30 protein-coding genes are annotated in these 26477 nt (G+C 61.6%); 15 read left to right on the top strand and 15 right to left on the bottom strand.

The window, feature by feature from the left end; genetic code table 11:
• Positions 1–13: 13 nt before the first annotated feature.
• Positions 14–604 carry a glutathione S-transferase family protein gene (locus tag AB1E34_RS01370; protein WP_372570760.1) on the top strand — a complete coding sequence of 197 codons (591 nt, stop codon included), beginning with the start codon at positions 14–16 and terminating at the stop codon, positions 602–604.
• Here the strand turns inward: AB1E34_RS01370 and AB1E34_RS01375 are convergent.
• Complete coding sequence (locus tag AB1E34_RS01375) at positions 601–1785, bottom strand: TIGR03862 family flavoprotein (protein ID WP_372570541.1); 1185 nt, start codon at positions 1783–1785, stop codon at positions 601–603. The genes AB1E34_RS01370 and AB1E34_RS01375 overlap by 4 nt on opposite strands.
• Positions 1786–1853: 68 nt before the next feature.
• Between AB1E34_RS01375 and AB1E34_RS01380 the strand changes: the two genes are divergently transcribed.
• Entirely contained in the window at positions 1854–2144 is a 291-nt protein-coding gene (locus tag AB1E34_RS01380; RefSeq protein WP_372570542.1) for an HNH endonuclease, read from the top strand.
• Here the strand turns inward: AB1E34_RS01380 and AB1E34_RS01385 are convergent, their stop codons facing one another.
• Both AB1E34_RS01385 and AB1E34_RS01390 read right to left on the bottom strand, forming a co-directional pair.
• Entirely contained in the window at positions 2145–2873 is a 729-nt protein-coding gene (locus AB1E34_RS01385) for a VOC family protein (protein WP_372570543.1), read from the bottom strand.
• Entirely contained in the window at positions 2870–3478 is a 609-nt protein-coding gene (locus tag AB1E34_RS01390; protein ID WP_372570544.1) for an enoyl-CoA hydratase/isomerase family protein, read from the bottom strand. The genes AB1E34_RS01385 and AB1E34_RS01390 overlap by 4 nt, the downstream gene beginning before the upstream one ends.
• Before the next feature lie 396 nt (positions 3479–3874).
• Between AB1E34_RS01390 and AB1E34_RS01395 the strand changes: the two genes are divergently transcribed.
• From AB1E34_RS01395 to lpxK, 6 genes are all read left to right on the top strand, one after another.
• The gene (locus AB1E34_RS01395; protein WP_372570545.1) at positions 3875–5401 is read left to right on the top strand and encodes a DUF2125 domain-containing protein; all 1527 of its coding nucleotides are present in this window, start codon (positions 3875–3877) and stop codon (positions 5399–5401) included.
• 124 nt (positions 5402–5525) lie between these two features.
• Positions 5526–6872 carry a TldD/PmbA family protein gene (locus AB1E34_RS01400; protein ID WP_372570546.1) on the top strand — a complete coding sequence of 449 codons (1347 nt, stop codon included), beginning with the start codon at positions 5526–5528 and terminating at the stop codon, positions 6870–6872.
• Positions 6859–7644 (top strand): 3'(2'),5'-bisphosphate nucleotidase CysQ, encoded by a 786-nt coding sequence (locus AB1E34_RS01405; protein ID WP_372570547.1) that lies wholly within the window; start codon positions 6859–6861, stop codon positions 7642–7644. The genes AB1E34_RS01400 and AB1E34_RS01405 overlap by 14 nt, the downstream gene beginning before the upstream one ends.
• 93 nt (positions 7645–7737) lie before the next feature.
• Complete coding sequence (locus tag AB1E34_RS01410) at positions 7738–7980, top strand: DUF4170 domain-containing protein (protein ID WP_372570548.1); 243 nt, start codon at positions 7738–7740, stop codon at positions 7978–7980.
• A 4-nt stretch (positions 7981–7984) separates the two neighbouring features.
• Positions 7985–9214: a 3-deoxy-D-manno-octulosonic acid transferase gene (locus AB1E34_RS01415; protein WP_372570549.1), complete on the top strand. Its 1230-nt coding sequence runs from the start codon at positions 7985–7987 to the stop codon at positions 9212–9214.
• Entirely contained in the window at positions 9201–10199 is a 999-nt protein-coding gene (lpxK, locus tag AB1E34_RS01420) for a tetraacyldisaccharide 4'-kinase (RefSeq protein ID WP_372570550.1), read from the top strand. The genes AB1E34_RS01415 and lpxK overlap by 14 nt, the downstream gene beginning before the upstream one ends.
• A 58-nt stretch (positions 10200–10257) precedes the next feature.
• Here the strand turns inward: lpxK and AB1E34_RS01425 are convergent, their stop codons facing one another.
• Positions 10258–10905, bottom strand: a complete 648-nt coding sequence (locus AB1E34_RS01425; RefSeq protein ID WP_372570551.1) for a DsbA family protein — start codon at positions 10903–10905, stop codon at positions 10258–10260.
• Between the two features lie 15 nt (positions 10906–10920).
• Positions 10921–11427, bottom strand: a complete 507-nt coding sequence (locus tag AB1E34_RS01430) for a DUF721 domain-containing protein (protein WP_372570552.1) — start codon at positions 11425–11427, stop codon at positions 10921–10923.
• An 81-nt stretch (positions 11428–11508) separates the two neighbouring features.
• Here AB1E34_RS01430 and mutY point away from each other — a divergent pair, with 81 nt between their 5' ends.
• Together mutY and AB1E34_RS01440 are read left to right on the top strand one after the other, a co-directional pair.
• Positions 11509–12567, top strand: coding sequence for an A/G-specific adenine glycosylase (gene mutY, locus AB1E34_RS01435; protein ID WP_372570553.1), 1059 nt, complete (start codon positions 11509–11511; stop codon positions 12565–12567).
• A gap of 58 nt (positions 12568–12625) precedes the next feature.
• Entirely contained in the window at positions 12626–13759 is a 1134-nt protein-coding gene (locus tag AB1E34_RS01440; protein ID WP_372570554.1) for an alkane 1-monooxygenase, read from the top strand.
• A gap of 6 nt (positions 13760–13765) precedes the next feature.
• Here AB1E34_RS01440 and AB1E34_RS01445 read toward each other — a convergent pair whose 3' ends face one another.
• The 4 genes from AB1E34_RS01445 to AB1E34_RS01460 all read right to left on the bottom strand — a co-directional run bounded on the left by AB1E34_RS01445 (position 13766) and on the right by AB1E34_RS01460 (position 17703).
• Positions 13766–15148 carry an adenylate/guanylate cyclase domain-containing protein gene (locus AB1E34_RS01445; protein ID WP_372570555.1) on the bottom strand — a complete coding sequence of 461 codons (1383 nt, stop codon included), beginning with the start codon at positions 15146–15148 and terminating at the stop codon, positions 13766–13768.
• A 157-nt stretch (positions 15149–15305) separates the two neighbouring features.
• On the bottom strand, positions 15306–16409 hold the full coding sequence (locus AB1E34_RS01450) for a site-specific DNA-methyltransferase (RefSeq protein WP_372570556.1): 1104 nt from the start codon (positions 16407–16409) through the stop codon (positions 15306–15308).
• A gap of 107 nt (positions 16410–16516) precedes the next feature.
• The gene (rnhB, locus tag AB1E34_RS01455) at positions 16517–17134 is read right to left on the bottom strand and encodes a ribonuclease HII (RefSeq protein WP_372570557.1); all 618 of its coding nucleotides are present in this window, start codon (positions 17132–17134) and stop codon (positions 16517–16519) included.
• 116 nt (positions 17135–17250) lie between these two features.
• Positions 17251–17703, bottom strand: coding sequence for a hypothetical protein (locus AB1E34_RS01460; RefSeq protein ID WP_372570558.1), 453 nt, complete (start codon positions 17701–17703; stop codon positions 17251–17253).
• A 175-nt stretch (positions 17704–17878) separates the two neighbouring features.
• Between AB1E34_RS01460 and AB1E34_RS01465 the strand changes: the two genes are divergently transcribed.
• The 3 genes from AB1E34_RS01465 to AB1E34_RS01475 all read left to right on the top strand — a co-directional run bounded on the left by AB1E34_RS01465 (position 17879) and on the right by AB1E34_RS01475 (position 20504).
• On the top strand, positions 17879–18169 hold the full coding sequence (locus AB1E34_RS01465; RefSeq protein WP_372570559.1) for a hypothetical protein: 291 nt from the start codon (positions 17879–17881) through the stop codon (positions 18167–18169).
• Positions 18141–18842, top strand: a complete 702-nt coding sequence (locus tag AB1E34_RS01470) for a winged helix-turn-helix domain-containing protein (RefSeq protein ID WP_372570560.1) — start codon at positions 18141–18143, stop codon at positions 18840–18842. Before AB1E34_RS01465 ends, AB1E34_RS01470 begins: the two co-directional genes overlap by 29 nt.
• Positions 18843–18926: 84 nt before the next feature.
• Entirely contained in the window at positions 18927–20504 is a 1578-nt protein-coding gene (locus tag AB1E34_RS01475; protein WP_372570561.1) for a DUF427 domain-containing protein, read from the top strand.
• A 46-nt stretch (positions 20505–20550) separates the two neighbouring features.
• Here the strand turns inward: AB1E34_RS01475 and AB1E34_RS01480 are convergent, their stop codons facing one another.
• The 6 genes from AB1E34_RS01480 to AB1E34_RS01505 form a co-directional block, all read right to left on the bottom strand.
• A complete protein-coding gene (locus AB1E34_RS01480) occupies positions 20551–21342 on the bottom strand; it encodes a DUF1217 domain-containing protein (RefSeq protein ID WP_372570562.1) in 792 nt (263 codons plus the stop codon).
• Positions 21339–21743: a flagellar biosynthesis repressor FlbT gene (flbT, locus tag AB1E34_RS01485; RefSeq protein ID WP_372570563.1), complete on the bottom strand. Its 405-nt coding sequence runs from the start codon at positions 21741–21743 to the stop codon at positions 21339–21341. Before flbT ends, AB1E34_RS01480 begins: the two co-directional genes overlap by 4 nt.
• A 1-nt stretch (position 21744) precedes the next feature.
• Positions 21745–22116: a flagellar biosynthesis regulator FlaF gene (gene flaF, locus AB1E34_RS01490; protein ID WP_372570564.1), complete on the bottom strand. Its 372-nt coding sequence runs from the start codon at positions 22114–22116 to the stop codon at positions 21745–21747.
• A 69-nt stretch (positions 22117–22185) separates the two neighbouring features.
• Positions 22186–23439: a flagellin N-terminal helical domain-containing protein gene (locus AB1E34_RS01495; RefSeq protein ID WP_372570565.1), complete on the bottom strand. Its 1254-nt coding sequence runs from the start codon at positions 23437–23439 to the stop codon at positions 22186–22188.
• A gap of 202 nt (positions 23440–23641) precedes the next feature.
• The gene (locus AB1E34_RS01500; RefSeq protein WP_372570566.1) at positions 23642–24004 is read right to left on the bottom strand and encodes a flagellar biosynthesis protein FlgN; all 363 of its coding nucleotides are present in this window, start codon (positions 24002–24004) and stop codon (positions 23642–23644) included.
• The gene (locus AB1E34_RS01505; RefSeq protein WP_372570567.1) at positions 23994–24092 is read right to left on the bottom strand and encodes a hypothetical protein; all 99 of its coding nucleotides are present in this window, start codon (positions 24090–24092) and stop codon (positions 23994–23996) included. The genes AB1E34_RS01500 and AB1E34_RS01505 overlap by 11 nt, the downstream gene beginning before the upstream one ends.
• A 9-nt stretch (positions 24093–24101) precedes the next feature.
• On the opposite strand from AB1E34_RS01505, the gene AB1E34_RS01510 reads away from it, so the two are divergent.
• The gene (locus AB1E34_RS01510) at positions 24102–25757 is read left to right on the top strand and encodes a flagellar hook-length control protein FliK (protein ID WP_372570568.1); all 1656 of its coding nucleotides are present in this window, start codon (positions 24102–24104) and stop codon (positions 25755–25757) included.
• Positions 25754–26437 carry a flagellar hook capping FlgD N-terminal domain-containing protein gene (locus tag AB1E34_RS01515; protein ID WP_372570569.1) on the top strand — a complete coding sequence of 228 codons (684 nt, stop codon included), beginning with the start codon at positions 25754–25756 and terminating at the stop codon, positions 26435–26437. The genes AB1E34_RS01510 and AB1E34_RS01515 overlap by 4 nt, the downstream gene beginning before the upstream one ends.
• Positions 26438–26477 lie beyond the last annotated feature (40 nt).

Here is a 26477-nt window from a genome sequence, read left to right on the forward strand (position 1 = left end):
AATGGGAACCAAGATGTACAAGGTTTATGGAAAACCGGTGACAAGAGCCTTCCGGGTTCTGTGGATGATGGAAGAGATCGGCGCAGACTATGAGCTGATCCCCGCCCCGTCCCGCAGCCCCGAGGTCACCGCCGTGAACCCGTCCGGCAAGGTGCCGGTTCTGGAGGTCGAAGGGGCCTCTGTCAGCGACTCCACGGCGATTCTGACCTTTCTGGCGGATCGGCATGGCGCGTTGACCCATCCGGCAGGCACGATTGAACGGGCAATGCAGGATGCGGTGACGCATTTGCTGCTGGACGAGATGGACGCGGTTCTGTGGACCGCCGCCCGACACTCGTTCGTCTTGCCCCAAGAGCGGCGGACCCCAGAGGTCAAGGAGAGTCTGAAATGGGAGTTCGAGCGCAATCTGACCCGATTGGCCGAACGGATCGATGGCCCCTATCTTTGCGGGGATCAGATGACGATTGCCGATATCATCTGCGTGCATTGCCTGGACTGGGCAGTAGGCGCGAAATTCCCGTTCGAGAACCAGACACTCGCGGAATATGCCAAACCTATTCGTGCGCGCGCTGCCTTTCAGCGGGTCAGGGCCATGGCCTCTTAACCCTGCGCATTAAGCCGCGCCGCAGCGGCACGGCCCGCCCAACGCCCGGTGGCAAGGCAGGCGGTCAACAGGTAGCCCCCCGTGGGGGCTTCCCAATCCAGCATTTCCCCGGCGCAATAGACGCCGGGCATGCTGGTCAGCATAAGCGTTTCGTCCAAAGCATCGCGGCGCACCCCGCCCGCGGTCGAGATCGCCTGATCCATAGGCCGCAGCCCCGCATGCCGGATCGGCAGCGCCTTGATCAGTTGCGCAAGCATCTGCGGATCGTCGGGCAGCGGGCGTCCGAATTCCATGAGCAGCGCCAGTTTGGCCGCATCCAGCCCCAACCGCTTGCGCAGGTGATTGCCAAGGCTGGCTTTGCCGCGCGGCCCCGAAAGCCGTTTTTGAATCGCTTCCAAGGGGGAATTCGCCAACAGATCGACACTCAGCTCGACGCCCTCGCGCACCGGTTTGCAGATTGTGTAGATGCCGCCGCCCTCCAGCCCCTGTGCCGACAGCACCGCTTCGCCGTGCGAGATGGTCTCCCCTGCGTGCCATGCCACACCTTTCAACGGTTGCCCCAGAACGGCGGCCATATGCGGCGACCAGTCTACATGCAGCCCCGCATTTGCTGGCGCAAAAGGGCTGAGCGCCACGCCACGATCGCGCAGAATGTCTGCCCAGGCCCCGTCAGAGCCAAGCCGCGCCCAGCTTGCCCCGCCCAGCGCCAGGATAACGGCATCGGCGGGGATCATCTGCGGGCCTTCCGCGGTATCAAAAACAACCTGCCCGTCCTGCCATCCGGTCCAGCGCCAGCGGGTCCGGCGGGTCACGCCCAACCCGCCCAGCCGCGCCAGCCAGGCTCGCAACAGCGGTGAAGCCTTCATCGCGCTTGGAAAAACGCGACCGGTGGAGCCAGTGAACACCTCCTGATCCAGCCCCCGTGCCCACTCGATCACCCGCGCGGCGTCGAGCTCTGTGATCATCGGGCGCAGCCAGTCTGCGGCCTCACCATAGGCCGCGAGAAGCGGCTCCAACGGTTCGTCCTTTGTCAGGTTCAGGCCCGACTTGCCCGCCATAAGGAACTTACGCCCGAAGGAGGGCTTGGCGTCAGCCAGCAGCACCGCATGACCCGCGCGCGCCAGTTCCTCGGCCGCCATCAGCCCGGCGGGGCCAGCTCCGATCACCACGGCTTCAGCCATGCCACCCCCTTGCGTGCTGCCGCAGGCTCGCGGATGCTGCATGTTCAAAGCCAGTCAGTTGAGCCTCCATGTCCGATCCCGTCTGTCCCCTGTGCGAGCGTCCGATACCACCCGGTTCCGGCAGCCTGCATCATCTGATCCCAAAACTGAAAGGGGGCAAGGGCGGACCGACGGTTTTCCTGCATGATATCTGCCATCGCGAAATCCACGCCGCGCTGAGCGAAGCAGAACTGGCGCGCTCGTTTGACAGCATCGCCGCCCTGCGCGCCCATCCGAGGCTGGCCAAGTTCACTACCTGGGTGCGCAAACGCCCGCCCGGTTTTCGCTCAAAAGTGCCGGGCAAGCGCCGGATGCGGTGATTAGCCCGGTAGGATCGGTACGCCCGAGGGATCGGTTGCGGCGCTGTCCAGCCCCGAAACCTCGATCCCCAACAGATCGGGCACCGGCGCAAAGGCCGCCTTTTCGACATGCTGGAATTCAAGCAGTGTGTAAGGCCGCCGCCACAACCATTCGCGATTGCCCGCCGCCCAGAGATCGGGCAGCGGCGGTTGCTCGTCGGTGAAGGCCAGAAAGTGCAGGTCGAATCCGTAGGCGCTGACATCCTGTAGCGATAGCAGCTTCATGCCCTGCTCTTTCCAATAGGCGGTATCACCCTGAATATCACCGCTGCGCAGGGTGATCTGGCCGATCCGAGCCTCGGCGAAGGGCGCATCTGCATCGCCTGTATCCGACGCCCTGTTACCCTCGAAATCCCATTGCAGCAATTCGATCACGAAGCCATCAGGATCGCTCAGATGGGCCATGTATCCAATATCAAGGAATTGTTTGGGGTCACTCACCACGACGCCGTTGTCCCTGAGTGCACGCACCGCGTGGTCGAGATTGGGAAGGGTGATCCCGATCTTCCAATAGCGCTGCGCCGGGTCGTGCGCATAGCCACCGCCGCCGGGGTGAAGCACCAGATCGGCATCCTGCCCGACATACCCGATGCGCCCGCCACCAAGTTTCTGCATGCCCAGCGCATCAGTATAGAACGCGGCCTGCGCTGCGGGATCAGCACAGCGCAGATGCAGGCCCGACAGCCTCATGGGCAAAGCTCTGCGATGGCCCTGGCGATGGCCGAGTCCGCGGCCACGCTGTCAGCCACCAGATCCTGCGCGGTCTGCATCAGCGCATCCGGCTCGACAATCCGGTCCACAAGCCCGAAGGCATAGGCTTCCTGCGCGGTGATCTTCTGCCCGGCCATCAGGATCATCCTCGTTCGGGCCGGACCGATCAGCGCGGCCATGCGTTTGGGGTCAGAAGGCTGAGGTTTGAAGCCCAGTTTCATCACCGGGTAGAAGAACTTGGCCGTGGGAACCGCAATACGCAGATCGCAAGCCAGCGCCATCCCGTTGGCCCCACCCGCCAGCGTACCGTTAAGCGCCGCCACCGTCAGACAGGGCAGCGCCGCGACGGCACCCGACAGTTTCTCCCACAGGTCGGAGGTGGCCAGCCCGGCCTTGGCCTCGTCCAGATCGGCACCGGCGCTGAACACCTTGCCCTTGCCAGTCAGGATCAGCGCGCGCGCCTCGCTCGCGGCCTGGGCGATTTCAACCAGATCGGCCAACATCTCGCCCGTCAGCGAATTTGCCTTTTCCGGCCGGTCCAGAATGACGGTCCAAAGCCCATTCTTGCGGTCTACTTCGATCATATCAACCCAACCCTCATTCGGACCACCTCTTGCCGGGGCAAAATTCTGGCGCCGGCGAATTCACTCGTATCGACCGATACAAATCCAAAGCAACGCAGGCGCGGGCCGGAGGCGAAGGGACGGCTAGGTCCCGGATATGCTGGCCAGCCCGCGCCACCAGCGCCAGATTGGTCCCCGCTTGCGCAAAAAACGCCCGCGATTTCTGTACCATTGCCAGGGCTGGCCCCTGCTATGAAAACGGTTTTTCCCTGCATTTCGGGCACGCTATCCTCTTGCTCGCGACGTCTGGTGCACACTTACGTGACCGGCAGGGGGCGGTCCAGCCCCAGCCCCCCCTTGACGCCCGCCCGACAAGGACGGACGATGCGCGCAAATTTGATTTGGAAAGGTTCCCCGATGTCTACTTTTTTGCGCCGCTCCTGCGGAGCCGCCTTTGTCTACACCATCGCCGTGCAGGGCGCGGCGGCGGATCTGACCGCCCAGGATGTGTGGTCCGACTGGCAGGCCTATATGAGCGGTATGGGCTACGAGGTGAACGCCTCCGAAGCGACTTCTGGTGACGTGACGACCATCACGGATCTGGCAATGTCGATGGACCTGCCCGAGGAAGAAGGCAGTGTCGTCATGACCATCCCCGAGATGACGCTGACCGAAAACGGGGACGGCACGGTCGCGATCGGCTTGCCCCCCTCGTTTCCGCTGACCGTGGATTTCAAAGGCCCCGATGCGGCCGATGTGCGGATCGAACTGACCTATTCGCACGACAATCTGGAAATGACAGTCTCGGGCGATCCCGACGACATGAACTATGATTATGCCGCCGACTCTGTCACGGTTGAGCTCGCATCGTTGACCGATGCGGACGAGGCCCTGCCCGCCGATGCGCTCAAGATGCTGATGACGGTCAACGGCGTCACCGGCACATCCCAGATGAAGATCGGCGACATGCGCGACGTAGCTCAAACCATGAAAGCGGCAACACTGAGCTACAATATGGAGTTTGAAGATCCCGAAAACGGCGAGAATGCCCTGATCGCCGGTGAGATGGAGGGGCTGGGCTTCACCGGCAGCGGTGTTCTGCCCAAGGAATGGGATGCAGCGGATTACCAGAGCCTTATGGAATCGGGGTTCAACTTCGCGGGCGGCTTCACCTTCGAGAAGGGCAAAACCGACGTAAGCGGGACCGCCGAGGGCAGCCCGTTCACGCTCGCCAGCAGTTCTCAGGGCGGTACGTTCGATATCGCGATGACGGGTTCGCAGGTCAAATATGACGTGATGCAGAATGACACGAAACTGGCCGTCACATCTGGTGATCTGCCGTTCCCGTTGGAAATGGCCATGACCGGGGCCGGGCTGAGTTTTGAATTTCCGGTTCAGGCTGAGGACACGCCGCAGCCCTTCGCCTTTGGCATGAGCCTGACAGATTTCACCATGTCCGACATTCTGTGGAGCATGTTCGACCCTGCCGGCGCCCTGCCGCGTGACCCTGCCACCGTGGTTCTGGACACCGAAGGCACGGCAACGGTTCTGGTCGATTTCATGGACCCGGATGTGGCAGAAACGTTGGAGGCAACCGAGGCGGTACCGGGCCAGCTTGAGACGCTCAACATCAAGCAACTGCTGGTCTCAATGGTCGGAGCCAAACTCTCGGGCACCGGTGCGTTTGCGTTCGACAACTCCAACACAGAGGAATTTGGCGGCATGCCCGCGCCATCTGGTGTGGCCAATCTGGAACTGACCGGGGCCAACGCGCTGATCGACAAGCTGATTGGAATGGGGCTGATGGCGGACTCTGATGCGATGGGCGCGCGGATGATGATGGGCATGCTGGCCGTGCCCGGCGATGCGCCCGATACGCTGACATCCGAGATCGAGATCAACAAGCAGGGCCATATCACGGCCAACGGTCAGCGCATCAAGTAACCCGCTAGAAAACCACCCAACGGGCCGCATGCGCGGCCCGTTTCTTGTTCCGGGCACCGGCCTGCCTTGAAGCGGCAGCGCCGCAGGGCTAGGTCCGGGGAAGACAAAAGGAATTGAGACCCCCATGACATACCACCCCGGAGATATCTGCCAGGACCTGCTGAAAGCCGCGCGTGCCGCCGGTGCCGATGCGGCGGATGCAATCGTGTTGCAGGGCAGCTCGATCTCGGTCGAGGTCCGTAAAGGCGCGCTGGAACATGCGGAACGCTCCGAGGATACCGATCTGGGCCTGCGGGTTTTGCTGGGGCGACGTCAGGCGCTGGTATCATCCTCGGACATGCGCCCCGAGGCGCTGACAGAGATGGCCGAACGCGCGGTCGCCATGGCCCGCGAAGCGCCCGAAGACCCGTTCTGCGGGTTGGCAGAGGCAGCCGAGCTGGCGGCGGATGTCTCGGCAGAGGCGCTGGATTTGTCCGATCCCGCTGATCCTCCGACGCCAGAGGCGCTGATGCAGGACGCGCTGGCTGCCGAGGCCGCTGCGATGGCTGTCGAAGGTGTCACTCAGGTCTCGGATGCGGCAGCGGGCTATGGCGCGCATTACGTGCATCTCGCCGCAAGCAACGGGTTTTCCGGCGGCTATGCCCGCACTGGCCGCTCGCTGTCCTGCGTGGCGATCTCGGGCAGCGGCACCGGGATGGAGCGCGACTATGACGGCGACAGCCGTACCCACCAGAGCGACCTGCGACAACCAGACGAGATCGGGCGCAGCGCCGGTGAGCGCGCCGTCAGCATCCAGGGCGCACGCAAACCACAGACCGGCACATTCCCGGTTCTGTTTGACGAGCGGATTTCATCCTCGCTGATCGGACATCTGATGGCGGCCTGCAACGGCGCGTCGGTCGCGCGCGGCTCTTCCTGGCTCAGCGACGGGCTGCATACGCAGGTGCTGCCCGAAGGCCTGTCGCTGATCGAAGACCCGCATCGCCCTCGCGCCTCAAGCTCGCGCCCCTTTGATGCCGAAGGTCTGGCCACGCGCCGCCGCACGGTTATCGACAAGGGCGTGCTGACCGGCTGGACGCTTGATCTGGCCAGCGGGCGCAAGCTGGACATGCCCTCCACCGGCAATGCCACGCGCGGCGTATCGTCACCGCCCTCGCCCAGCAGCTGGAACCTGTCGCTGACACAAGGCACGGCATCCCGCGCCGACCTGATGCGCGATTTGGGTACCGGTCTGCTGGTGACCTCGATGATCGGCTCGACCATCAATCCCAATACCGGCGACTATTCCCGCGGCGCGTCAGGCTTCTGGATCGAAAACGGCGAGATCGCCTACCCGGTCAATGAATGCACGATAGCGGGCAACCTGCGCGACATGCTGTTGCGGATCATCCCGGCCAATGACGCGCGCACCTACCCATCGCGCGTGGTGCCGTCGCTGTTGATCGAAGGGATGACCCTTGCCGGGAACTGACCTGCCGCTGCTGAGGGACGCCGCCCGCGAGGCCGGGCAGATCGCAACAGGCTTTTTCAAGCGCGGCCATCAAAGCTGGGACAAGCCCGACGGCGCCGGGCCGGTGACCGAGGCCGATCTGGCCGTCAACAAGATGCTTGAGGAGACGCTGCCCGCCGCCCGGCCCGGTTACGGCTGGCTGAGCGAAGAGAGTGAGGATAGCGGCGACCGGCTGAACAAGTCGCATGTCTTCATCCTCGACCCGATCGACGGCACCCGCAGTTTTACCGAAGGCTCGCGCACATGGGCGCATTCCTTTGCGGTTGCGCGGGACGGGATCGTTACGGCGGCGGTGATCTACCTGCCGCTGCGCGATCTGATGTATTGCGCCGCCGCCGGTGAGGGCGCGACGCTCAACGGTGCGCCGATCTCGGCCTCACAAACGCAAATGCTGGATCTGGCCGAAATCCTGTCGGCGCGTCCGAACATGGACGGCAAGCATTGGAAAGACGGACAGCCGCCGGACTTTAAGCGCAGCTATCGCCCGTCGCTGGCCTATCGTCTGGCACTGGTGGCGCAGGGGCGGTTTGATGGGATGCTCACCCTGCGCCGCAGTTGGGAATGGGACATCGCGGCGGGCGACCTGATCCTGCGCGAAGCGGGCGGCGGGTGTACCGACCGCAATGGTGTGCCGCTTCGGTTCAACAACCCATCTGCGCAAGTTGACGGGGTTGTCGCCGGCGGCATCGCGGTGCGGCAACAACTGACCGGCGCGCTGAAACCGGTAACCTGACGCCTGGCGCGCAAACGGGCCATCCGCTTGACCCGCAGCATGATTTCCGTAGGTTGCCGGGCGACCCCGTGACCATGACACAAGGAATTCCGCATGGCTCAGCGACTGCATCTCGTCTTTGGCGGCGAGCTTGTCGACCCCACCAAAAGCGTCTTCAAGGATGTCGACGACATTCACATCGTGGGGATGTTCCCCGACTATCAGAGCGCCTATGACGCCTGGAAGGCCGAGGCACAGCGCACCGTGGACAATGCCCATATGCGCTATTTCATAGCCCATATTCACCTCCTGCGCGACGAAGCGGCCGAGGCCTCGTCAACGGAAGAACTGGGATAAATTCTTGGCCCGCTCGCTCAGCCTTGCAGCCTACCGCGTCCTGTCCTGGCGCGGCGGACCGGTACCCGAGGGTGAATTGCCCCCCCGGCCCCGAGGCGAGCTGTTATGGGTGCATGTCACGACGCGCAATCGCTTCACGGTGCTGGCAGAGATGTGCCGCAGGCTGCTGGCGCAGCGCCCGGAATTGCACGTGCTGTTCACCGCCCCGACCGAGAACGAGATTCGGGCCTGGGGTGGCGTCGGCGCGAATATGATCGCGCTGCCCTCTGACCAACCTACGGCAGCGCGCGCGTTTCTGGACCATTGGAAGCCGGATATGTGCCTCTGGTCCGGGGGCGGGTTGCAGCCAAACCTGATCAGCCTGGCTGCCACGCGACAAGTGGCGCTGGTGCTGCTGGATGTCAACGAGGCCGAGCTGACCCTGCGCAAGCACCAATGGGTGCCCGATCTGATGCGCACGACGCTGGAATGTTTCGACAGTATCCTGGCAAATGGGGAACGCGCCGCGCGCGATATCCGGCGGCTGGGTGTCGTGGGGTCGAAAGTGTCGGTCTCAGCCGAGCTGCGCGCCAGCCCCAACCCCAGCCCCTGGCCCGAAGAGGAACTGGTTAAGACCACCCAGACCCTAGCCGGGCGCCCGATCTGGTTGTCAGCCTGGACCCAAAAAAGCGAGTTTCCCTACGTCGAAACCGCCCATCGCAACGCGCTGCGCCTGCTGCACCGGCTGCTTTTGGTGCTGCATGTGGCAAATCCAAAAGAAACGCCAGCCCTGCGCGCGCAACTCGAATCGGCGGGCCTGCGCTGCGCCGATTGGGATGCGGGCGACGAAATCGAAGACAACATACAGGTCATCCTGACCTCTGAACCCGAGAATCTGGGTCTGTGGTACCGGATCGCACCGCTGACCTTCATGGGCAGTTCGCTGGTCTCTGGCGCGGGCGGGCGCGACCCGCTAACGGCAGTGGCGCTTGGATCGGCTGTCTTGCATGGTCCCAATATCGGCACCCAGCGCAGCAGCTATGTCCGGCTGGCCGCTGCGGGTGCCGCGCAATCGGTCAAGGATGCCACCGCGCTGGCGGATGGCATCGTCCGTCTGCTGGCGCCAGATCACGCCGCTGAAATGGCGCTGGCTGGATGGCAGGTGGTCACCGAGGGGGCGCAGCTGACCGATCAACTGATCGACCTGATCGAAGACAAGCTGGACGAAAGCAGGCCCGATCATGCGCGCGCCTGAGTTTTGGAACACCCGCCCTGACGCGCTGGATTGGCGGGCGCGGCTTTTGTCGCCACTGGGCGCGATTTACGGCGGGATGACCGCGCGCCGTCTGGCACAGAACGAGGGTGAGACCGCCGGTGTCCCGGTGATCTGCGTCGGCAATCTGAACGCGGGCGGCACTGGCAAGACTCCGACGGTGATCTGGGTTGTGGAACAATTGCGCGATGCCGGGCACGAACCACATGTGGTAAGCCGGGGCTATGGCGGTAGCGAGGCCGGACCGGTCCGGGTCGAACCTGCGCGCCATCGTGCGCGCCAGGTGGGCGACGAGCCGCTATTGCTCGCCGCCTTTGCCGAGGTCTGGGTCGCCCGTGACCGGGTTGCCGGGGCGCGGGCCGCCGCCGCTGCCGGAGCCACCGTGATCGTGCTGGATGACGGGTTCCAGAACCCGGCATTGGCCAAGGATTTCTCGATCGTTGTGGTGGATGCCAGCATCGGCTTTGGAAACGGGCTTTGCCTGCCTGCCGGGCCATTGCGCGAACCGGTTGCCGAGGGGTTGAAGCGGGCCGATCTGGTGCTGTCGATCGGCGAGGCTGAGGCACAGGACCGGTTCACCGCCAACTGGGGCGCGGCCTTGAGCGTGCCACATGCGCGCGGCGTGCTGAAGCCGCTGCAGACCGGCATGGACTGGACCGGGCTGCCGGTGCTGGCCTTTGCGGGCATCGGACATCCCGAGAAGTTCTTTCGCTCGCTGCGCGCGCAGGGCGCCGACCTGAAACGCGGCGAGGCGCTGGACGATCATCAGCCGCTGACCATGGCCCTGTTGACCCGGTTGGAGAAAGAGGCGCAACATCTGGGCGCGCAACTCGTCACCACTGAAAAAGATGCCGCGCGGCTGCCCACTGCATTCCGGCGCAAGGTGATCACGCTGCCCGTCAGGCTGCAGCTAGATGAAGCCGAACGGGTGCGAGACCGGATGCTGGAAAAGGCCCCGCGCCCCTGAATAACAAAACCCCGGACCATCGCCGGGGTTTTGCGTTTGTAGTACGAATTGGGGTCGCTCAGCTTCCCAGTTCTTCTTCGATCAATTGCTTGAAACTGGAATAGGATTGGTTGCTCACCTTCTTGCCGTTCACCACGAAGCTGGGGGTAGCCTGTACACTGTCGCGCTCGGCATTTTCCTGATACCATTCAACCAGGGTTTGCGCCTTGTTGGCGTCTTGCAAACAGGCTTGCAACTGCGCGTCTTCGAGGCCCGCCAAACGCCCGATCTTGCTGAGTTCCTCGACAATCTCAGACGGCCCCCCTGCACTTGCCCAGCCCGACTGCCGCTCAAAGATCAGATCGGTCACGCCAAAGAACTTCTCGGGCCCGCCGCAGCGCGCAACCATCGAGGCCCAGAGGCCCGGGCGGTCGAAATATACCTCGCGATAGACGAACTTGACCTTACCGGTATCGATGAAGTCCTTCTTGAGCTGCTTGTAGGGCCCTTCATGAAAACTGGCGCAATGCGGGCAGGTATAAGAGGCGTATTCGATGATCTCGACGGGCGCATCCTCGGCCCCTTGTACCATCTCGACAATGGTCGACGTGTCGACCTCCTGCGCCTCGGCTGCGCCGATCAGCGAGACATTTGTTGTCTGGCTCAGCAGCAGCCCTCCGGCGGCCAGCGCCACAGCGGCGCAAATTGCGGGTGCGATACGGGTCATTTTTTAGGCCCTTCCTTAGCGTTTCTGCCTGGTTAAAACGTTGCGCCCCAATCGTTCGAGCGCATTGCGCAGATCGTCATTCTCGACGCCCTGCGCGACCTTGCTCGCCTCGGTGACGACCTCGGCGGGGATTTCTGTGGTCTTTGGTGTCTGCTGGTGTGCAAAACTGGCCTGCCCTTCGGCAAATCCGGTCGGCGCGGTCTGGGTCAGGCGGATGCGGGCAATCGCGTTATAGCCATAAACCGCGTTCACCTTTTCACGCAGGCGTTCTTTCTGCATCTCCAGCATCGGCGCCTGAGCGCCTGTGGTGAGTACCGAAAGCGTCGCACCAAAACCGCCCCGCCCATAGCTGACATTCACCGGGCGGCAGATAGCGGCGATATCCTGTCCGACAATCTCGGCCCAATGGGTGATCACCCGAGAGACGGCAAAGCCACGGCTTTCGCCTGCCCGGCGAATCTGATCGTTGAGCAGGTTCGAAGTGCGTTTGAAGCCACGGGTCGTGGAACGTCTGGCCGGCATCTGGTATCCGCCTCCTTGCGCCCTATTGTAAGGCGCGCGCGAGGGCGCGCCAGCGAAACCGGACATTCGGAGACATAAATCTTGCGTGACTTAAAGCCACAGGCAGAGCTGAGCCGCGCGCTGCTCGACTGGTATGACATCCATGCCCGCGAGATGCCCTGGAGGGTCGGCCCTGCGGATCGGGCGGCGGGCATCCGACCCGACCCCTATCGAGTGTGGCTGTCCGAGGTGATGCTACAACAAACCACCGTCGCCGCCGTCACCGACTATTTCCAGCGGTTTACGCGACGCTGGCCCACGGTGCGCGATCTGGCCGCTGCCGAGGATGGCGATGTGATGGCTGAATGGGCCGGGCTGGGCTATTACGCGCGGGCGCGCAACCTGCTGAAATGCGCACGTGTTGTCGCCGATGAACTGGGCGGGGTCTTTCCGGATCACCATGACGATCTGCTGAAACTGCCGGGCATCGGGCCTTATACAGCGGCCGCCATCGCCTCGATCGCGTTTGACCAACCCGAAACCGTCATGGATGGAAATGTGGAACGGGTCATGGCGCGGCTACATGACCTGCACGACCCGCTGCCAGGCTCCAAGCCCGCTCTGAAGACGTATGCAACCGCATTGACCCCCAGCGAGCGGCCCGGAGATTATGCGCAGGCAGTGATGGATCTGGGGGCCACGATCTGCACGCCCAGATCTCCGGCCTGCGGCATCTGCCCGGTGATGGATGCCTGCGCCGCCCGCCGCGCCGGGACCGCTGCGGACCTGCCGCGCAAATCCCCCAAGAAGCCGAAGCCGACGCGCTACGGATACGCCTATCTGGCGCGGCTTGAGGACGGTGCATGGGTGCTGGAGAGGCGTCCCGATAAGGGGCTGCTGGGCGGTATGCTGGGCTGGCCCGGACCGGACTGGTCGCAGGCGCCCGATGACGCGCCGCCCTTTGCGGGGGCATGGGTCGATCTGCCCGGTGAGGTCCGCCACACCTTCACTCATTTTCACCTGATCCTGCGTCTGCGTACGGCCACGCTTGCACAAGCCCCCTCCGCCGAAGGGATCGAAGTGATTGCCAAGCACCAGTTCCGCCCCGGCGACCTGCCCACCGTGATGCGAAAGGCGCATGCCCTCTGGCAAGCGCAATAGCAGGAGTTGCGGGTCGCACCCAAAACGCTAGATTTTGCCTGTAAGTTCCGAGGCGATGATGATCCCAAACGAAACCCTGTCGCGCTGGCAAAGCGCCCTGCCCTTCTGGATCTCTTTCCTTTTGATCCCGCTGGTCTGGGTGGCGACGATGCAGGGAGGGCTCTGGCTGCTGGCGGTTCCTCTGGCAACATGGTGGTCCTTTGGCGTGCTGGACCGGGTTCTGGGCCTCAACCTGCAAAACGCCGACCCGCAAACCGGGGATGGCGATCTGCGATGGTATATCGTGCTGACCCAGATCTGGGTCCCGCTGCAATTCCTCACCCTCTTTGGCCTGATCGCCTATACAGCGCATAGCGACCATCTGGGCAGTGGCAGCAAAATCGCGCTGTTTATCGGGGTCGGCGTGATCACGGGCACCATCGGCATCAACTATTCCCATGAGCTGATGCACCAGAAAAGCCGCGGCGAGCGCTGGCTGGGTGATCTGCTGCTCGCGATGGTGCTCTATTCGCATTTCCGCTCCGAGCATCTGCTGGTCCATCACCGCCATGTGGGCACCCCCCGCGATCCGGTTACCGCGCTCTATAACGAGGGGTTTCACCGCTTCTATCCGCGCGTGTTGCTGCAATCGTTGAAATCGGCCTTTGGCGCCGAAAAAGCCCAGCTTGCCCGTAAGGGCCAGCCATGGACCAGTCTCGGCAACCCGTTCTTTCGCTATTGGGGTTTGCAGGCGGGCATGGCGCTGCTGGCGCTGCTGCTGGGCGGATGGTCAGGTCTGGGTCTGTTCCTGCTGCAGGCCGGGGTCGCGATCTGGCAGCTGGAGTTGGTGAATTATGTGGAACATTACGGCCTGACGCGAAAGCATCTGGGCGATGGCAAGTATGAACATGTCAAACCGCGCCATTCCTGGAACGCGGCGCAGAAGGCATCGAACTGGTTGCTGATCAATCTGCAACGCCATTCGGATCATCACTACAAGCCCGACCGCCGCTTTCCGCTGCTGCAGAATTACGACAATGGTGACGCGCCGCAATTGCCCTATGGCTATCCGGTGATGACGATTGCCGCGATGATACCGCCGCTCTGGCGGCGGGTGATGAACCCGCGCGTGCGGGCCTGGCGGCGGCAGCATTACCCCGAGATCACCGATTGGACACCCTATAACAAAGGGCAGAACCCGTTGCCGCGCTGATGCGGTTCAACGCGCCCAGACAGTGACCGGCCCGTCGAGGCCCCGGATGGTCTGATCGGGGTATTCCACCAACCCCTCGACCGCCCGGTCCGATCCACCGGTTTCCGCGATGATTTGCGCGCGTGCCTCTTCGCTGAGGGCAAAGGGTTTGGGTAGCTGTCGGGTCAGCGCCTCAAGCCGCGACGCCACGTTCACCGCCGTCCCGATCACCGCATATTCCAAACGGTTCGCCCCGATATCGCCCATCACCACAGGGCCATAATGCAGCCCGATACCAATCTCGATCTCCGGCAACCCGGACCTGCGCCGCTGGATGTTCCAGCGATCCATCTCTGCCAGCATCGCTGTGGCGCATTGATAGCCATTGGTTGTATCCCGCTCGCCCGCTACCGGCGTACCAAAAGTCGCCATCAGCCCATCGCCCAGGTATTTGTCCAGCGTGCCATGATGGCGGAACACCTCGGTCTCCATCCTTGCGTGAAAAGCGCGCAGCATCTCAACCACCTCATACGCGTCCCGCGATGCGGCAAACCGGGTGAAGCCAACAATATCGACAAACAGGATCGCAATGTTCTCGCTGCGCACCTGTTTGAGCGGTTCGTCATTCTGTGACAGCTGGTCGACCACGTTGGGCGAGAAGTAGCGGGACAGATTGGCCCGCTCACGTTCCAGCCCCGCATTTGTCATCAACAGCCGGTTCAGGCGCCGCATCGACAGCCCAAGGGTCACAGCGACCATCACAAATACGATGACCTGCTGAACACGCTGCGGGATCATGAAGCTATTGGGATCGAGCAATTCCGCCACTTCGGGAAATCCCGCCAGCGCCTCGTTCACGCGCTCGGTCAACCCGGGCATCGGCGTCGCGACCCACCAGGCAACCAGCCAGCCAATCGTCCAGATTCCGGCTGTCCAGGTCCCGATTGCAATAACCGTACGCCAGGAATAGGCTAGCGTCCCCCCGGCAAGAATGATGAAGAAATACTGAAAATTGTCGAACCGGTACTGCATCGCCAACGGCCGGGCATCATCGCTGAAGGGGTTGGGGACGACCATCCCCAGCGTCATGATCAGAAGATCGACGAAGATCAGCAGCAATTCGGTTCGCGATTGCCCAACCCGGCCCGCACGCCGGATCAACCAGCCATTGGCGCAGATCAGAAGCAGGATGAAGTGGTAGTAGAGAACGTCCCAGTTCGGATTCAGAAGAACCAGCAACGGCGCGGTCAGCGCCATCGCGATCCAGCGGGCGTGCACAGCAAGTTCCAGCCCTTCGCGTTTGTGCCGTTCAAGGGCTGCCTGTGTGTACTTGTTATCCAGCTCAATCTCGTCGGGAAGAGTGAAGGAAAAGCGGCCCAAACCCGTTGTGTCGGCGCTGCTCTGGCTCATATGTCAGGTTCCTCATTGCCGGACGGAATTTAGGTATCATCCTGCCAGTCATTGATCCCTGCGACAAAAGAAAAGGCCCCGCCGGAAACGGCGGGGCAAGGTTTAGTGCCTCGTGTCAGGCCACAGGCACCGGCGGTATTCTATCCGTGTGGATGGGTCAGTTCTGCATCTCGGCGCGGATCTGCTGGCGCAGCACGTCAATCGGCACGGTCTTGCCCTCGCGACGGAAGCACCAATAGGTCCAGCCATTGCAGGAGGGCGCGTTTTCCAGATGGGCCCCGACCTGATGGATCGAGCCTTTGATATTGTCGCCCACCAGCGTGCCATCGGCGCGCACCTTGGCCTTGTGACGCTGGTTCATCGAAAACAGCTCTTCGCCCGGGCGCAGCATGCCGCGTTCGACCAACTGGCCAAAGGGCACCCGCGGTTCGGCGCGTTTGCTGGCGCTGACCTGCAGGGCGTCGCGATCAAACTTGCGCACCTTGGCGATGCGTTTCTCGGCCACCTTGCGATAGGCTTCTTCACGTTCGATCCCGATGAATTCACGGCCCAGCATCTTGGCCACGGCCCCGGTCGTACCAGTACCAAAGAACGGATCCAGAACCACATCACCGGGATTGGTGGACCCGACCAGAATCCGGTGCAGCAGCGATTCCGGCTTTTGCGTCGGATGCGCTTTGTCACCGTTGTCGTCCTTCAGCCGCTCATGCCCGGTACAGATCGGCAGCACCCAGTCGCTGCGCATCTGCACGCCTTCGTTCAGCGCTTTCAGCGCCTCGTAGTTGAACGTGTATTTCGCGCCCTCGGCCTTGGAGGCCCAGATCATCGTCTCATGCGCATTGGTGTAACGCTTGCCGCGAAAGTTCGGCATCGGGTTTGACTTGCGCCAGACCACATCGTTGAGAATCCAGTAGCCCTCATCCTGAAGCGTCGCGCCGACCCGGAAGATGTTGTGATACGACCCAATCACCCAGATCGCGCCATTGGGTTTCAGAAGACGCCGCGCCGCCTTGAGCCAGGCCTTGGTGAACTGATCATACGCCTTGAAGCTGGAAAACTGGTCCCAGTCGTCATCGACTGCATCAACCTGAGAGTTGTCGGGGCGGTGCAGCTGCCCCTTGAGCTGCAGGTTATAGGGCGGATCCGCAAAAATCAGATCGACACACCCCTCCGGCAGACTGTTCATCACATCGATGCAGTCCCCGGCAATGATCGAGTTTAAAGGGAGCGCAACTGCGCCCTTCGTCTTGGTTTTCGTCATTTTCTGCCTCAAGTTCCGCGGCGCATTTTTGCGCTCATCTGGTTGTGATCAGGATGAGTCAAAGCGGATTCGGCGTCAAATTCTTTTTTGAATCAAGAGCTTACGATTTACTCTTGATACAAGATATTGTGTACCGGCTTGAAGGAACGTCTATGATGTGGGGTTGGCCCAAGATTTCGGAGCGCCGTTCTGTGCTCCAGCGTCGGATATCCCTTGTTTCGCGCCCACCCGTATTCCGGGTGCTGTTGCGCCAAATCCACCATGGTCCGATCGCGGTGCATTTTTGCCACGATCGAGGCGGCGGCGATCGACACCGAGCGGGTATCGCCCTTGATCACCGGCTGCGCGGGCAGGTCCAGGCCCTTGGGGACCAGATTGCCGTCGATCAGCAGATAGTCGGGCGCCGGGTCCAGCGCCGCAATCGCGCGGATCATCGCCAGATGCGCCGCACGCAGGATGTTGTGCTGCTCGATCTCTTCGACGCTGGCTTCTGCGATGGCAACTTCGGCGCGGGCGAGCAACTGTTCCTCCAGCAAAGCGCGGCGTTTTTCGGTCAGTTTCTTTGAATCGTTCAGCCCATCGGGAATGTCTGATGGGTCCAGAATCACGGCAGCAGCCATGACCGGCCCGGCCAGCGGGCCGCGCCCGACCTCATCCACACCCGCGATGCGGCGATATCCACGCCCGCGCAGGAACTCTTCCAACTGATAATCCGGCAATGACATGCCCATGGAAAAGCGCGTTTGCCACCCGGACGCAAGCAAAATGGAGAGAGGGGTCGCCCTCTCTCTCCACCTGTGCGGCCCGTTGTGCCAGACCGTCACTGCTCGATAACCCTGGGTCAGCCTGCGAAGCGATACCCGTTGCGGCGCAGGCAGCGTGGCTCATATGCCCTGCGGGAACGCTCGCCGTTCCAATAGGTGATCTGACATTGCTGCGGCAGCGAGTCTGCGTGCTTATAGTGGCGCTTCAGACATTTCCGTTTCATCAGCGGGGCGTTCGCCGGATACCCTTTGACCGCCTTCAGGCAATGACGTGGCAGATCGTATTTCGCCACCTGCGGCGGCAGAGGCCGAACCGAATGGATCAGCGGAGCCTGAGGGATATGGCTCTGGGTGACCTGAGCGCGTTCACGTTTCTTCTTGTTGTTGCGGTGCACAACCACACCCAAAATGGTCAGCGCAGCCAGCCCGCCGAGAATCTTTGCGGTGTCGTTGGCTCGGGCGGGGGCGGCGGAAATTGCAGTAATGGCGATGGCGAGCGAAACGATCAAGGCAATGAACTTGCGGTGCATCAGAGGGGTCCTTTCAGTGTGTCCATGCCCATACCGGCAGGTGCGGGCTGTGATGTCCTGAAACTGGGGCGGGTGGGCTCGGCCAAGCAATATCGCTGGCATGTTATCCGATATCAGTGGTCCCAGCGCCTTGTTGTTATTGAATAACCGCGCGCTCGCACGCAGGATGGACCTCATGAAACAGATTGTATTCCTGACCCTTATTCTGGCCCTGTGCACCCTGCCCCGGTATGGTCTCGCCGCTGACTGTTATGCGGATTACAAAGCCAAGCAGGACGCCCCGCTGAAACTGCATTACGGTGTGATGCAGGTCAGCGGCGCCTGTTCGGCCGCCCAGGCACAGAATGAATTGTCGCAGCGTCTGTCTGCCAATGGCTGGACTCTGCTCAACGTGATATCCGTTTTCGGCCCCGATGGGTTGCAACAAAGGAAGGCTGATGCCGGACCCTACTATCTCCGTTTCTGAAACCCGGCGATCGGGGGCCCGCCTCGTCGGGTTCGGGATCGCAGCCATCGTCGTGATCCTTGCCACTGCCGCGCTCTTCCTGATCCTGACCCTGCCCGATGCGAACGCCTTCAACGCGCGGGTCGAGCGGGTCTTTGTCGAAAACGATCTGACCACGCAGGCCGAAATCAAATTGCTTGAAATCCTGGCGCAATCCGGCACTGCCTTTGGCGACACGCTGGCCAGCTACCGGATGGTGATCTTCGTGCTGCTCGTGTTCGCCAGCGCGATGCTGATCGCTGCACTGGTCTTTCTGGTCATGCTGACCCAGTTCAATCGCCGCATGTTGCAGATTGAGCGGGCGGGCATCCAGGTCAACTCGCTGCTGATAAGCCGCGAGGAAAACACCGTCTACCTCAACAACATGGATTTCAAACTGACCCCGGCGGCCATCGAAACCCTGTCGGTGCTGGCCGAGGCGCGGCTGGATGACGATGTGCTGTCAGGTGCCGAGATCGAGGCTGTGATTTCAGGCCGCGACGCCAGCGATTGCGAAGAGGCCGCCGGCGCCACCCGCATCAAGCGACTGCGCGATACGCTGGGCAACCAGATGGTCAGCGCCTTGCTGGTCAAGAACATCGCACGACGCGGCTATATGCTGGCCATCGAAAAAGACGTGATCCAGATGGTCTGAACAACAAAAAACCAGATCTTCGCACTTGGATTCCCGCCCGCCTGCCCCCATCCTTATGAGCCTAGGCGACAGGGAGAACGAATTATGAACGTGCATGCCCCGCCACAAGTAGACGGATACCGCATCGAGTTGGAAGAACTGTCAGGCAGGGTCACCCTTTGGCGTGATGGTGTCGAGCTGGCGTCAAGCACCCGCGCCAGGGTGATGTATGAAACACGCCTGCCACCGACGATCTATTTTCCGCGCGAAGACGTCAAGGTGGCGCTGAGCGATCCAACCGCGTTGCAGACTTTCTGTCCCTTCAAGGGAACCGCGACCTATAACGACATTCTGCTGCCCGGCGAGACGCTGCCCAACTCGGTCTGGGCCTATGAGGACGCGCTGCCAGAAAGCCGGGCCATTCAGGGGTGCGTCGGTTTCTTGCCCGAGGCATATACAATGGTCGATCTGGGTGACAACAGCCTGCGCGACAACAACGATGGCAATATCAGTGGGCCGCTGATCGACTGGTTGATGCGCGGCGCCTCATCGCTGGAAACGCCCGAGGATTTCACGCGCGAACTGGCGGAAAAGATGTGCGAACATGGCATCGCCGTCTCGCGGTTGAGCATCCTTGTCTGGTCGCTGCATCCTCTGATCGCCTGCAAACACTATATCTGGGACAAGGACGAGGACGAGATCTCGACCTACGCACCCACCTACGAAATTTACGACCACCCTGCCTATCAGAACAGCCCGCTGCGCCATGTGTCCAACGGGGCGGGCGGGGTGCGTCAGCGGCTGACCGATACCCATCTGGAAAACTCATTCCCGATCATGGAGGATCTGCGCAGCAAGGGCGCGACCGACTATGTCGCGATGCCGATGCCGTTCTCGGATGGCCGGACCAATGTGCTAACCCTGACCAGCGATCACCCTGATGGTCTGACCACCGCCAATCTCGGGCTGGTCTTTGAGTGTTCGACGGTGATCGGGCGCTACTACGAGGTCTTCATGCAGCGCGAAAACGCGCAGGCGCTGCTGGAAACCTATGTTGGCAAGCGCTCGGGCGCGCGCGTGCTGGGCGGCGAGATCCGGCGCGGCGACGGGGACGAGATCGATGCGGCGATCATGTTTTGCGATCTGCGCGGCTCTGCCCGGCTGGAAGAACAGATGGAGCGGGACGCGTATATCGCGCTGCTGAACACCTTCTTCGAAACGGTATCGGGTGTGGTGCATCAACAAGGCGGCGAAGTTCTGAAATTCATCGGCGACGCCGTACTGGCGGTGTTTCCCGCAGGCGATGACGCCGAACTTGCGCGCCGCAATGCTCTGCGATCTGCGGCCGAGATTGTCGACTGCGTGACCCGCGACAGCGTTGCCGAGACCGATCTCACCTATGATTGTGCCATCGGGTTGGCCTATGGGCGCGTGACCTATGGCAATGTCGGCTCGCGCGAGCGGCTGGATTTTACGGTTATCGGACAGGCGGCCAATGTCGCTGCGCGGCTCGGGGATCACGGCAAGACCATCGGTCATCGTATCGTGGTCACCGAGGATATGTTGGTGCCGGAGTCGGATTGCCAGCCCCTGGGTGCGCTGCAACTGCATAATGTGTCCCAGCCGGTGGTGTCTTATGCCTACGCGCCGGAGGACGCGGCCGCCTGCTGCACTCCGGCATGAGCTTTGATTTGGCGCGAACAAGCCATTAAGGGCGACAGCGACCCGGTCAGGACTGCAGCAGGCTAAGCGCGATCGCAGCCGGCGATTGCTGGCTCGCAAAAGACGCGATCTGCGCCCGCGCCAGATAAAGATGTGTCGTCTTTTCCATCGCGCCGGGGTCTGAAAGCTCGGACAGATCGCTCAAGCCCGTTGCCGAAGAAAACCGGTCCCGAAACACCTCGACCTGTTTGTCGAGATCAACCGAGGCAAAACTGCGGGGCAGGCCCAGCGCCGTTTCAAACATCGTCCGCAATGGTGGCAACCCGATGATATTCAGCCATTTCGTGGTCTCAGAGCCGTCACCTGTCGCGATTTCAGCCAGTTCATGTTGCGCATAAAGCGCAATACGCATGGTCTCGTCACTTTCCCCGATCGCGGTCTCGAAGGCCTGGGTTTGATATTTGTCGACCACGTCTTCCATGAAAGTTGGCAACGAGGTTTTCGGAAAGTCATTGGGTCCAAAACCAAAGGCGTCGCTGAAAGCGCGGTAGCGTTTGTCTGCCAGTCGATTGGCCAGAGCATCCTGAGCCGAGGTCCCATCTTCGAGGATCTTCTGCACGAAAAACCGGTTGTTCAGGTCGGATTCGAGCCCAAAGGCGCCAAGCGCGACTTTCAGCAAAGTCCGGTCCGCAACCAGTTCCTGCGCCGACGTTACATTGCCGATTTCCTTCATAAAGTGCTGCGTTTCCCGCTGCAACAGCGGCGAGGCGGAAAGGGCCTCGCGCTGCTGCGTCTGCGTTCTTTGCAGGAACTGCCACCCGGCAATCCCGCCCAGGGGAACGACCGGGCGAAAAGTCACTGCTGCCGCAGCGCCAGCACGCGATCTTCACGCGGCAACAGCGCCCTCAGGGCTTTCAGACAGCGGTAGTGATGCTCGCCGATCAGCGCATCTGTGGCCTCGGCCAGTGCCGAGCGGCTGTCGTGGTCGGTAAAGACCTGACTCAGTTCCTCGATCCGGCGCAGCAAAGCGTGTTTTGCCTCGCCCGGCTCGCAATCACCGGACAACACCAGTTGCAGCGCGTAACAGGCCCGCCGGACCGGGGTCGTGGCATCGGTTGGATGTATCGCATCCCGCAGCCGCAGGATATTCGCATCGGGCGTGACGATGGAGAGGCGCCCGCGCCGGTCCCCGTTCTCGATCACGGCTCCGTTGATCAGCACCCTCTCCTTGGGGGCGAGTTTCAAAACAAGGCCCGCCATATCAGGACGCCCCGCTGCGCAACCCGCGCAGGATGGAAGTGTTGATCTCAAGCAGCGGCGCGACGCCCGCCTTTCGGGCCAGGACAAGGCTGGTGTGATGATCCACGAACTCGGCGAGGTAGAACAAACGCGCCCGCAGATCGGTGGGCAAGCCATTTTCAGGGCTGGCCACATCGGTAGCGAAAATCGTCCAGAGCCGCTTGTTGTCATGCAAGGCATGGGCAAGCTTGGGGTAATCCGCGGCGTCACCCTCCGCGGCGGCGCGAATGCGGTGGGTGATCCGCGCGAGTGTTTCATATTCCGCATCTCTCGGAGTGCGGGTCGGGGCCGAATTGCTCGAATAGGCCTGTTGGGCAGTTGCAAGCGCGTTCACTGTCGATCCTTACCTGATGATGTTCTGGGAAAGGCGGTCGGGGCGGAAACCACCCCGACCGTCAGAGGTTTAACGGAACAGCGACAGGATCGTCTGCGGCGCCTGGTTGGCGATCGACAGCGATTGAACCGCCAGTTGCTGCTGGGTTTGCAGCGCCTGCAGCCGGGCCGAGACTTCTTCCATATTGGCATCCACCATCGCGCCGATCCCCGATTTCAGAGAATCGGACAGGTTGCTGATGAAGTCCTTCTGGGTGGAAATCCGCCCCTCGACCGAACCGAATGCCGCCGATGCGTCGATCGCGGTTCCGATCAGGGTTTCAACCGTGCCAAGCGCCGCGCTCGCCCCGCCGCCGGTCGAGACATCAATCGACGAAAGTGCGCCCAACCCGCCGGATCCGGCATTGGTGTATTGCGCGGTGATCACGAGGTCCTGATCGGTGCCGTTGGTAAACGAGATCGTGCCAGCGGTACCTGAATCATAGTCGACGTCCAGCGTCCCCCCCGCGTCCGAAATTCCCAGCGAATCAATCTGGGTCTTCAGCGCCGTTGCGACGATGTCACCTGTGGTAGTCGACGCTGCATCCTCTGCCGTCACGGTATAGGAAACAGATTGGTCATTGATGTTCACCGTGATCTGATCACCCGCCGCAAAGGTACCGGCTGCCGAAGCAGGAGGACCGGTGACCGCTGCACCCGCCTCATCAGTGACAAGATCAGCTGTGCCACCACCGCCATTGAGGCTGAAAGCAGCGACATCCCCAAGTCCCGACACGCCCTGCGATCCGGCGAAAACGTTCTTGGCCGCATATCCGCCTGTCGACAGGTTCTGTCCGGCCACGTTGATCGATGATGGCGTTACACCACCCGCCGAATCGCGATCCAAAGACGCCAGGAACGAGGTAGAGGTGGTGGAGCCATCGACCAGGTTCAGCCCGTTGAACTGAGCTGCGCCAACCACGGTGCCGATCTGATCGCGCAGCGCCACGACGTCGGCCTGGATTTTAGCCCGATCAACGTTCTCTTCTTGGGCCGCAACGATCTTGCCCTTCATCTGGGTCAGTAGATCAGTAATGGTCTCTGACGCGTTCCGCGCAACGGAGACCGACGATTCACCAAGGCTCAGACTGTCCTTGATGGCCTTGAAACCTTGCACATCAGATTCCATGACCTTCGAAATCGCCCAGACTGCTGAGTTGTCTTTGGCGTTGGCGACCGATTTACCGGTCGAAATTGCGTTCTGGGTGGCACCCAGGTTCTTGTTGACCATTTTCAGGGTCTGCAGCGCAACCATTGCGCCGTTGTTCGTCAGAATGCTGGACATAGCATATCCTCTCTATGCGGGCGTTTGCCCGGTTCACGTCACCCGAACGGGTGGTTTGAAAACGTCTTTCTGACGGGTGCGGCATCCGGGGACCGGAGTGTCGCGCCACCTTCCGGAGGTGCGCCGCAACATTCGCCCGGGATGTCCTAATGCTTTGCTAAGCCCAGCATCTGGAATGGATCGACTTTGAGACAAACCTGCCTCAAGCCCGTTTCTCCAGCTTCGAGGCCCCGCCCGGTTCGTGCTGCAGGCGCTGCCCGGCCTTGTCATAAGTATCAAAGCCCGACTGAAGCCGCTTGAGCTCTGACAAACGCTCGACAACCGATTTCAGGCCAGCCAGTGCCGCATCAAAAAGGGCCCGGTTCTGATCCGCCTTGTGTTTGATGATATCCAGATCCGCAACCGCCACTGTCCCCTCTTGGGCGACCTCGTCCAGCAGTGATTCCTTTTCGGGCACCAGGGCGGATACCTGATCAAGCGCCCCCGAGATCAGCAACTGACGCTCCTGATCCAGCAGGTCGTTCAGTTTTGACAGAGCCGATTTGCGCACGTGCTTACCCCTCATGATTGGCCACCAGACCCTGCAGCAGAATCTCTGTCAGGCCGATCCCGCCCGCGCGCGTGATCTGAAGCGCCTGTTCGCGAACCAGCATTGAGGAAAATTGATCCTCGCCCGCGCCGCCGCCAAAAGATTCGCGCGCAGATCCAAAGCCCGCCGATTTCAGCATCTCAGCCAGAAACGTCGCCTCCATCTGTACCGCGGCCTCTTTCGCCGTGGCACGTGGCTGCGGTGGTCTCGAAAGGTCCAGGCGAACGTTGTGCGGATTTGCAGCGTCCATTTTCATTCCCTCAAATTGACAGCGTTTTTCCTAGACTGGCGCGGAAGCGTTAAAAAAAATGCAACCGAATCCAGTTCACTGTCGTCGGCGACAACAAGGATCTGGTGCAACATGCTGATAGAACATCTCGCGTCACCCGCCCCCGGCACTCCCGCAAGGGCCAGAGTGAACAGCTCTGGTTCGCCGAATTCGGGTGCTGCGGATTTTGCCGATACGGTCGCCTCGGTGACCCGCGACGGGGCTGGCAAGGAAAGCCCGCATGCACCGTCAGATGGCGACCCCGAAGCCGAAGCGAGGCCTGAGGACACCGCAGCGATGGCCGAGCAGAGCGAATCCGCGCGTGAAGGGACAGAACCGGAGGCGACATTTGCCGCCTCGCAAGCCAAGCCGCAGGCAGAAGGACCAATGGCCGAGCTGCGCCTGCGCCACAACATCGCGCCCGGACGGACCGACACCGGTGCCAAGTCGGGGGCAACCGATCGCAACGCTGCAACTGGGGGAACTGCATCCGATCCCCCTCATGACCTCGCATCTACAGCCAAGGCGCAAGTTCACCCGGATGCGGTCCGAAAACCCGAGAGTCATGGCCTGATAGACCCGGCTTTCGCGAAGTTTGCTGAATCGGGGCAAGCGGCTCTGGCCAAAACCCCAACTAAGGAAGGACGCGCGACGAGCAGCGCCAATCTCGCAAAAGGGCATGTGTCGTCTTTGATGGGTTCCGCGTCAGGACCAAACAGCGCAAACTGGCCTCTACAGACCACAAAACCTGCGCCGGTTCCAGAAGCGGGCAGCGGGGGCCAGATAACGAGCGAGGGGGCAAACGCCGCAGCCCCTCAGGTAGCCTTGCGCCAGCCTCAGCTTTCGCAGGTCGCCCAAATTCCGGGGGGGATGGTGGCTGACCACGCCAACCCGACGTTAACAGCCTTTTCCGAAACCGTGACATCGGACGGTGATTTGCCGACCAGGCTAATGTCGTCTGTGCGCGAAGACCTGTTTCCGGCCCAGATCCGCATGGAGTCCGCAAGCCTTGGAATAGGGCTTGCGCGCGACTTGCCAAAGCCAGCTCAGGCCGAGACTGCTCGGGCAATCGCGGCGCAAATCAACGACGTCATGATGCGGCGCGGCGATGGCGGTTTCGAACTTGCGCTGCACCCCGAAGAGCTGGGTCGGGTGCGGGTTCTGATGAAGCCCACCGAAGGTGCCATGACGCTGGCAATCGTCGCGGAACGACCGGAAACACTCGATCTAATGCGGCGTCACATCGACCAGCTTGCCGCAGAATTTCGGGACATGGGTTATAGCGCCGTGCATGTTGATCTGTCCGGGGCTGGCAATGACAAGGGCGACAGCCAAACCGGATATGGCGCGACTTCAGACTCATCAGATGATGATGGTGATCTGGCAGCGCCAGCGCCCGAAGCCAGCGCGCGGAGGGTGCTGATCCATGATCTTTCAATCGGATTGGATATGAGACTGTGATCGAAACCACGCCTATTTCAGGCGCCCCTTCAGCGCAGAACACATCGGCGACCAGCCCGGCGAGCGAACCCTCTGCGCTGACGTCCGATTTCGAGACCTTTCTCAAGATGCTGACGGCGCAGGCTCGCAATCAGGACCCGTTGGAGCCGATAAATTCCTCGGAATATGCCGCTCAGCTGGCACAGTTTTCGATGGTCGAACAGCAGGTACGCACAAATGAGACGCTGTCGGACCTGTCCACGCTGCTTGGCGGGCCGCAAATGACGCAGCTATCAGGGTGGATCGGGTCAGAGGTTCGCGCGCTGGCTCCGGCGTATTTTGACGGCGATCCGGTGCGGATCTCATCCGCGCAGAATGATCAGGCCGATAGTGCCATTTTGGTTGTGCGAAACGGATCAGGGGACATTGTCGACCGGCAATCGCTGGCTCCGGGCGACAGAACCGCGATTTGGGACGGTCTGGATGCGAATGGCCTGCCAATGGCCACGGGACATTATTCCTTCTCGGTCGAACACTATCGCGGTTCGGATTTGCTGAGCGAGGAGAATGCGGCGACCTATAACCGGGTGACCGAAGCGCAGCGGGAAGGTGACGATGTGATCTTGATCCTTGAGGGCGGACAGGCGATTTTGGCGCCATTGGTCACCGCGGTTCGATCCGGCGACCCGCAATCTCTCTAGGGTTCGTCGTGACCAGGCGCGCCCCTCTTGCCGGAGTTCG

The organism is Ruegeria jejuensis, from assembly GCF_041537905.1.
GTDB lineage: Bacteria > Pseudomonadota > Alphaproteobacteria > Rhodobacterales > Rhodobacteraceae > Ruegeria_C.

Excerpts from the sequence above, each read along its gene's own strand:
- AB1E34_RS01370 (WP_372570760.1), top strand. The coding sequence starts at position 14 with ATGTACAAGGTTTATGGAAAACCGGTGACAAGAGCCTTCCGGGTTCTG.
- AB1E34_RS01375 (WP_372570541.1), bottom strand. The coding sequence starts at position 1,785 with ATGGCTGAAGCCGTGGTGATCGGAGCTGGCCCCGCCGGGCTGATGGCG.
- AB1E34_RS01380 (WP_372570542.1), top strand. The coding sequence starts at position 1,854 with ATGTCCGATCCCGTCTGTCCCCTGTGCGAGCGTCCGATACCACCCGGT.
- AB1E34_RS01385 (WP_372570543.1), bottom strand. The coding sequence starts at position 2,873 with ATGAGGCTGTCGGGCCTGCATCTGCGCTGTGCTGATCCCGCAGCGCAG.
- AB1E34_RS01390 (WP_372570544.1), bottom strand. The coding sequence starts at position 3,478 with ATGATCGAAGTAGACCGCAAGAATGGGCTTTGGACCGTCATTCTGGAC.
- AB1E34_RS01395 (WP_372570545.1), top strand. The coding sequence starts at position 3,875 with ATGTCTACTTTTTTGCGCCGCTCCTGCGGAGCCGCCTTTGTCTACACC.
- AB1E34_RS01400 (WP_372570546.1), top strand. The coding sequence starts at position 5,526 with ATGACATACCACCCCGGAGATATCTGCCAGGACCTGCTGAAAGCCGCG.
- AB1E34_RS01410 (WP_372570548.1), top strand. The coding sequence starts at position 7,738 with ATGGCTCAGCGACTGCATCTCGTCTTTGGCGGCGAGCTTGTCGACCCC.
- lpxK (WP_372570550.1), top strand. The coding sequence starts at position 9,201 with ATGCGCGCGCCTGAGTTTTGGAACACCCGCCCTGACGCGCTGGATTGG.
- AB1E34_RS01425 (WP_372570551.1), bottom strand. The coding sequence starts at position 10,905 with ATGACCCGTATCGCACCCGCAATTTGCGCCGCTGTGGCGCTGGCCGCC.
- AB1E34_RS01430 (WP_372570552.1), bottom strand. The coding sequence starts at position 11,427 with ATGCCGGCCAGACGTTCCACGACCCGTGGCTTCAAACGCACTTCGAAC.
- AB1E34_RS01440 (WP_372570554.1), top strand. The coding sequence starts at position 12,626 with ATGATCCCAAACGAAACCCTGTCGCGCTGGCAAAGCGCCCTGCCCTTC.
- AB1E34_RS01445 (WP_372570555.1), bottom strand. The coding sequence starts at position 15,148 with ATGAGCCAGAGCAGCGCCGACACAACGGGTTTGGGCCGCTTTTCCTTC.
- AB1E34_RS01450 (WP_372570556.1), bottom strand. The coding sequence starts at position 16,409 with ATGACGAAAACCAAGACGAAGGGCGCAGTTGCGCTCCCTTTAAACTCG.
- rnhB (WP_372570557.1), bottom strand. The coding sequence starts at position 17,134 with ATGTCATTGCCGGATTATCAGTTGGAAGAGTTCCTGCGCGGGCGTGGA.
- AB1E34_RS01460 (WP_372570558.1), bottom strand. The coding sequence starts at position 17,703 with ATGCACCGCAAGTTCATTGCCTTGATCGTTTCGCTCGCCATCGCCATT.
- AB1E34_RS01465 (WP_372570559.1), top strand. The coding sequence starts at position 17,879 with ATGAAACAGATTGTATTCCTGACCCTTATTCTGGCCCTGTGCACCCTG.
- AB1E34_RS01470 (WP_372570560.1), top strand. The coding sequence starts at position 18,141 with ATGCCGGACCCTACTATCTCCGTTTCTGAAACCCGGCGATCGGGGGCC.
- AB1E34_RS01475 (WP_372570561.1), top strand. The coding sequence starts at position 18,927 with ATGAACGTGCATGCCCCGCCACAAGTAGACGGATACCGCATCGAGTTG.
- flbT (WP_372570563.1), bottom strand. The coding sequence starts at position 21,743 with ATGGCGGGCCTTGTTTTGAAACTCGCCCCCAAGGAGAGGGTGCTGATC.
- AB1E34_RS01495 (WP_372570565.1), bottom strand. The coding sequence starts at position 23,439 with ATGTCCAGCATTCTGACGAACAACGGCGCAATGGTTGCGCTGCAGACC.
- AB1E34_RS01500 (WP_372570566.1), bottom strand. The coding sequence starts at position 24,004 with ATGAGGGGTAAGCACGTGCGCAAATCGGCTCTGTCAAAACTGAACGAC.
- AB1E34_RS01505 (WP_372570567.1), bottom strand. The coding sequence starts at position 24,092 with ATGCTGGTTCGCGAACAGGCGCTTCAGATCACGCGCGCGGGCGGGATC.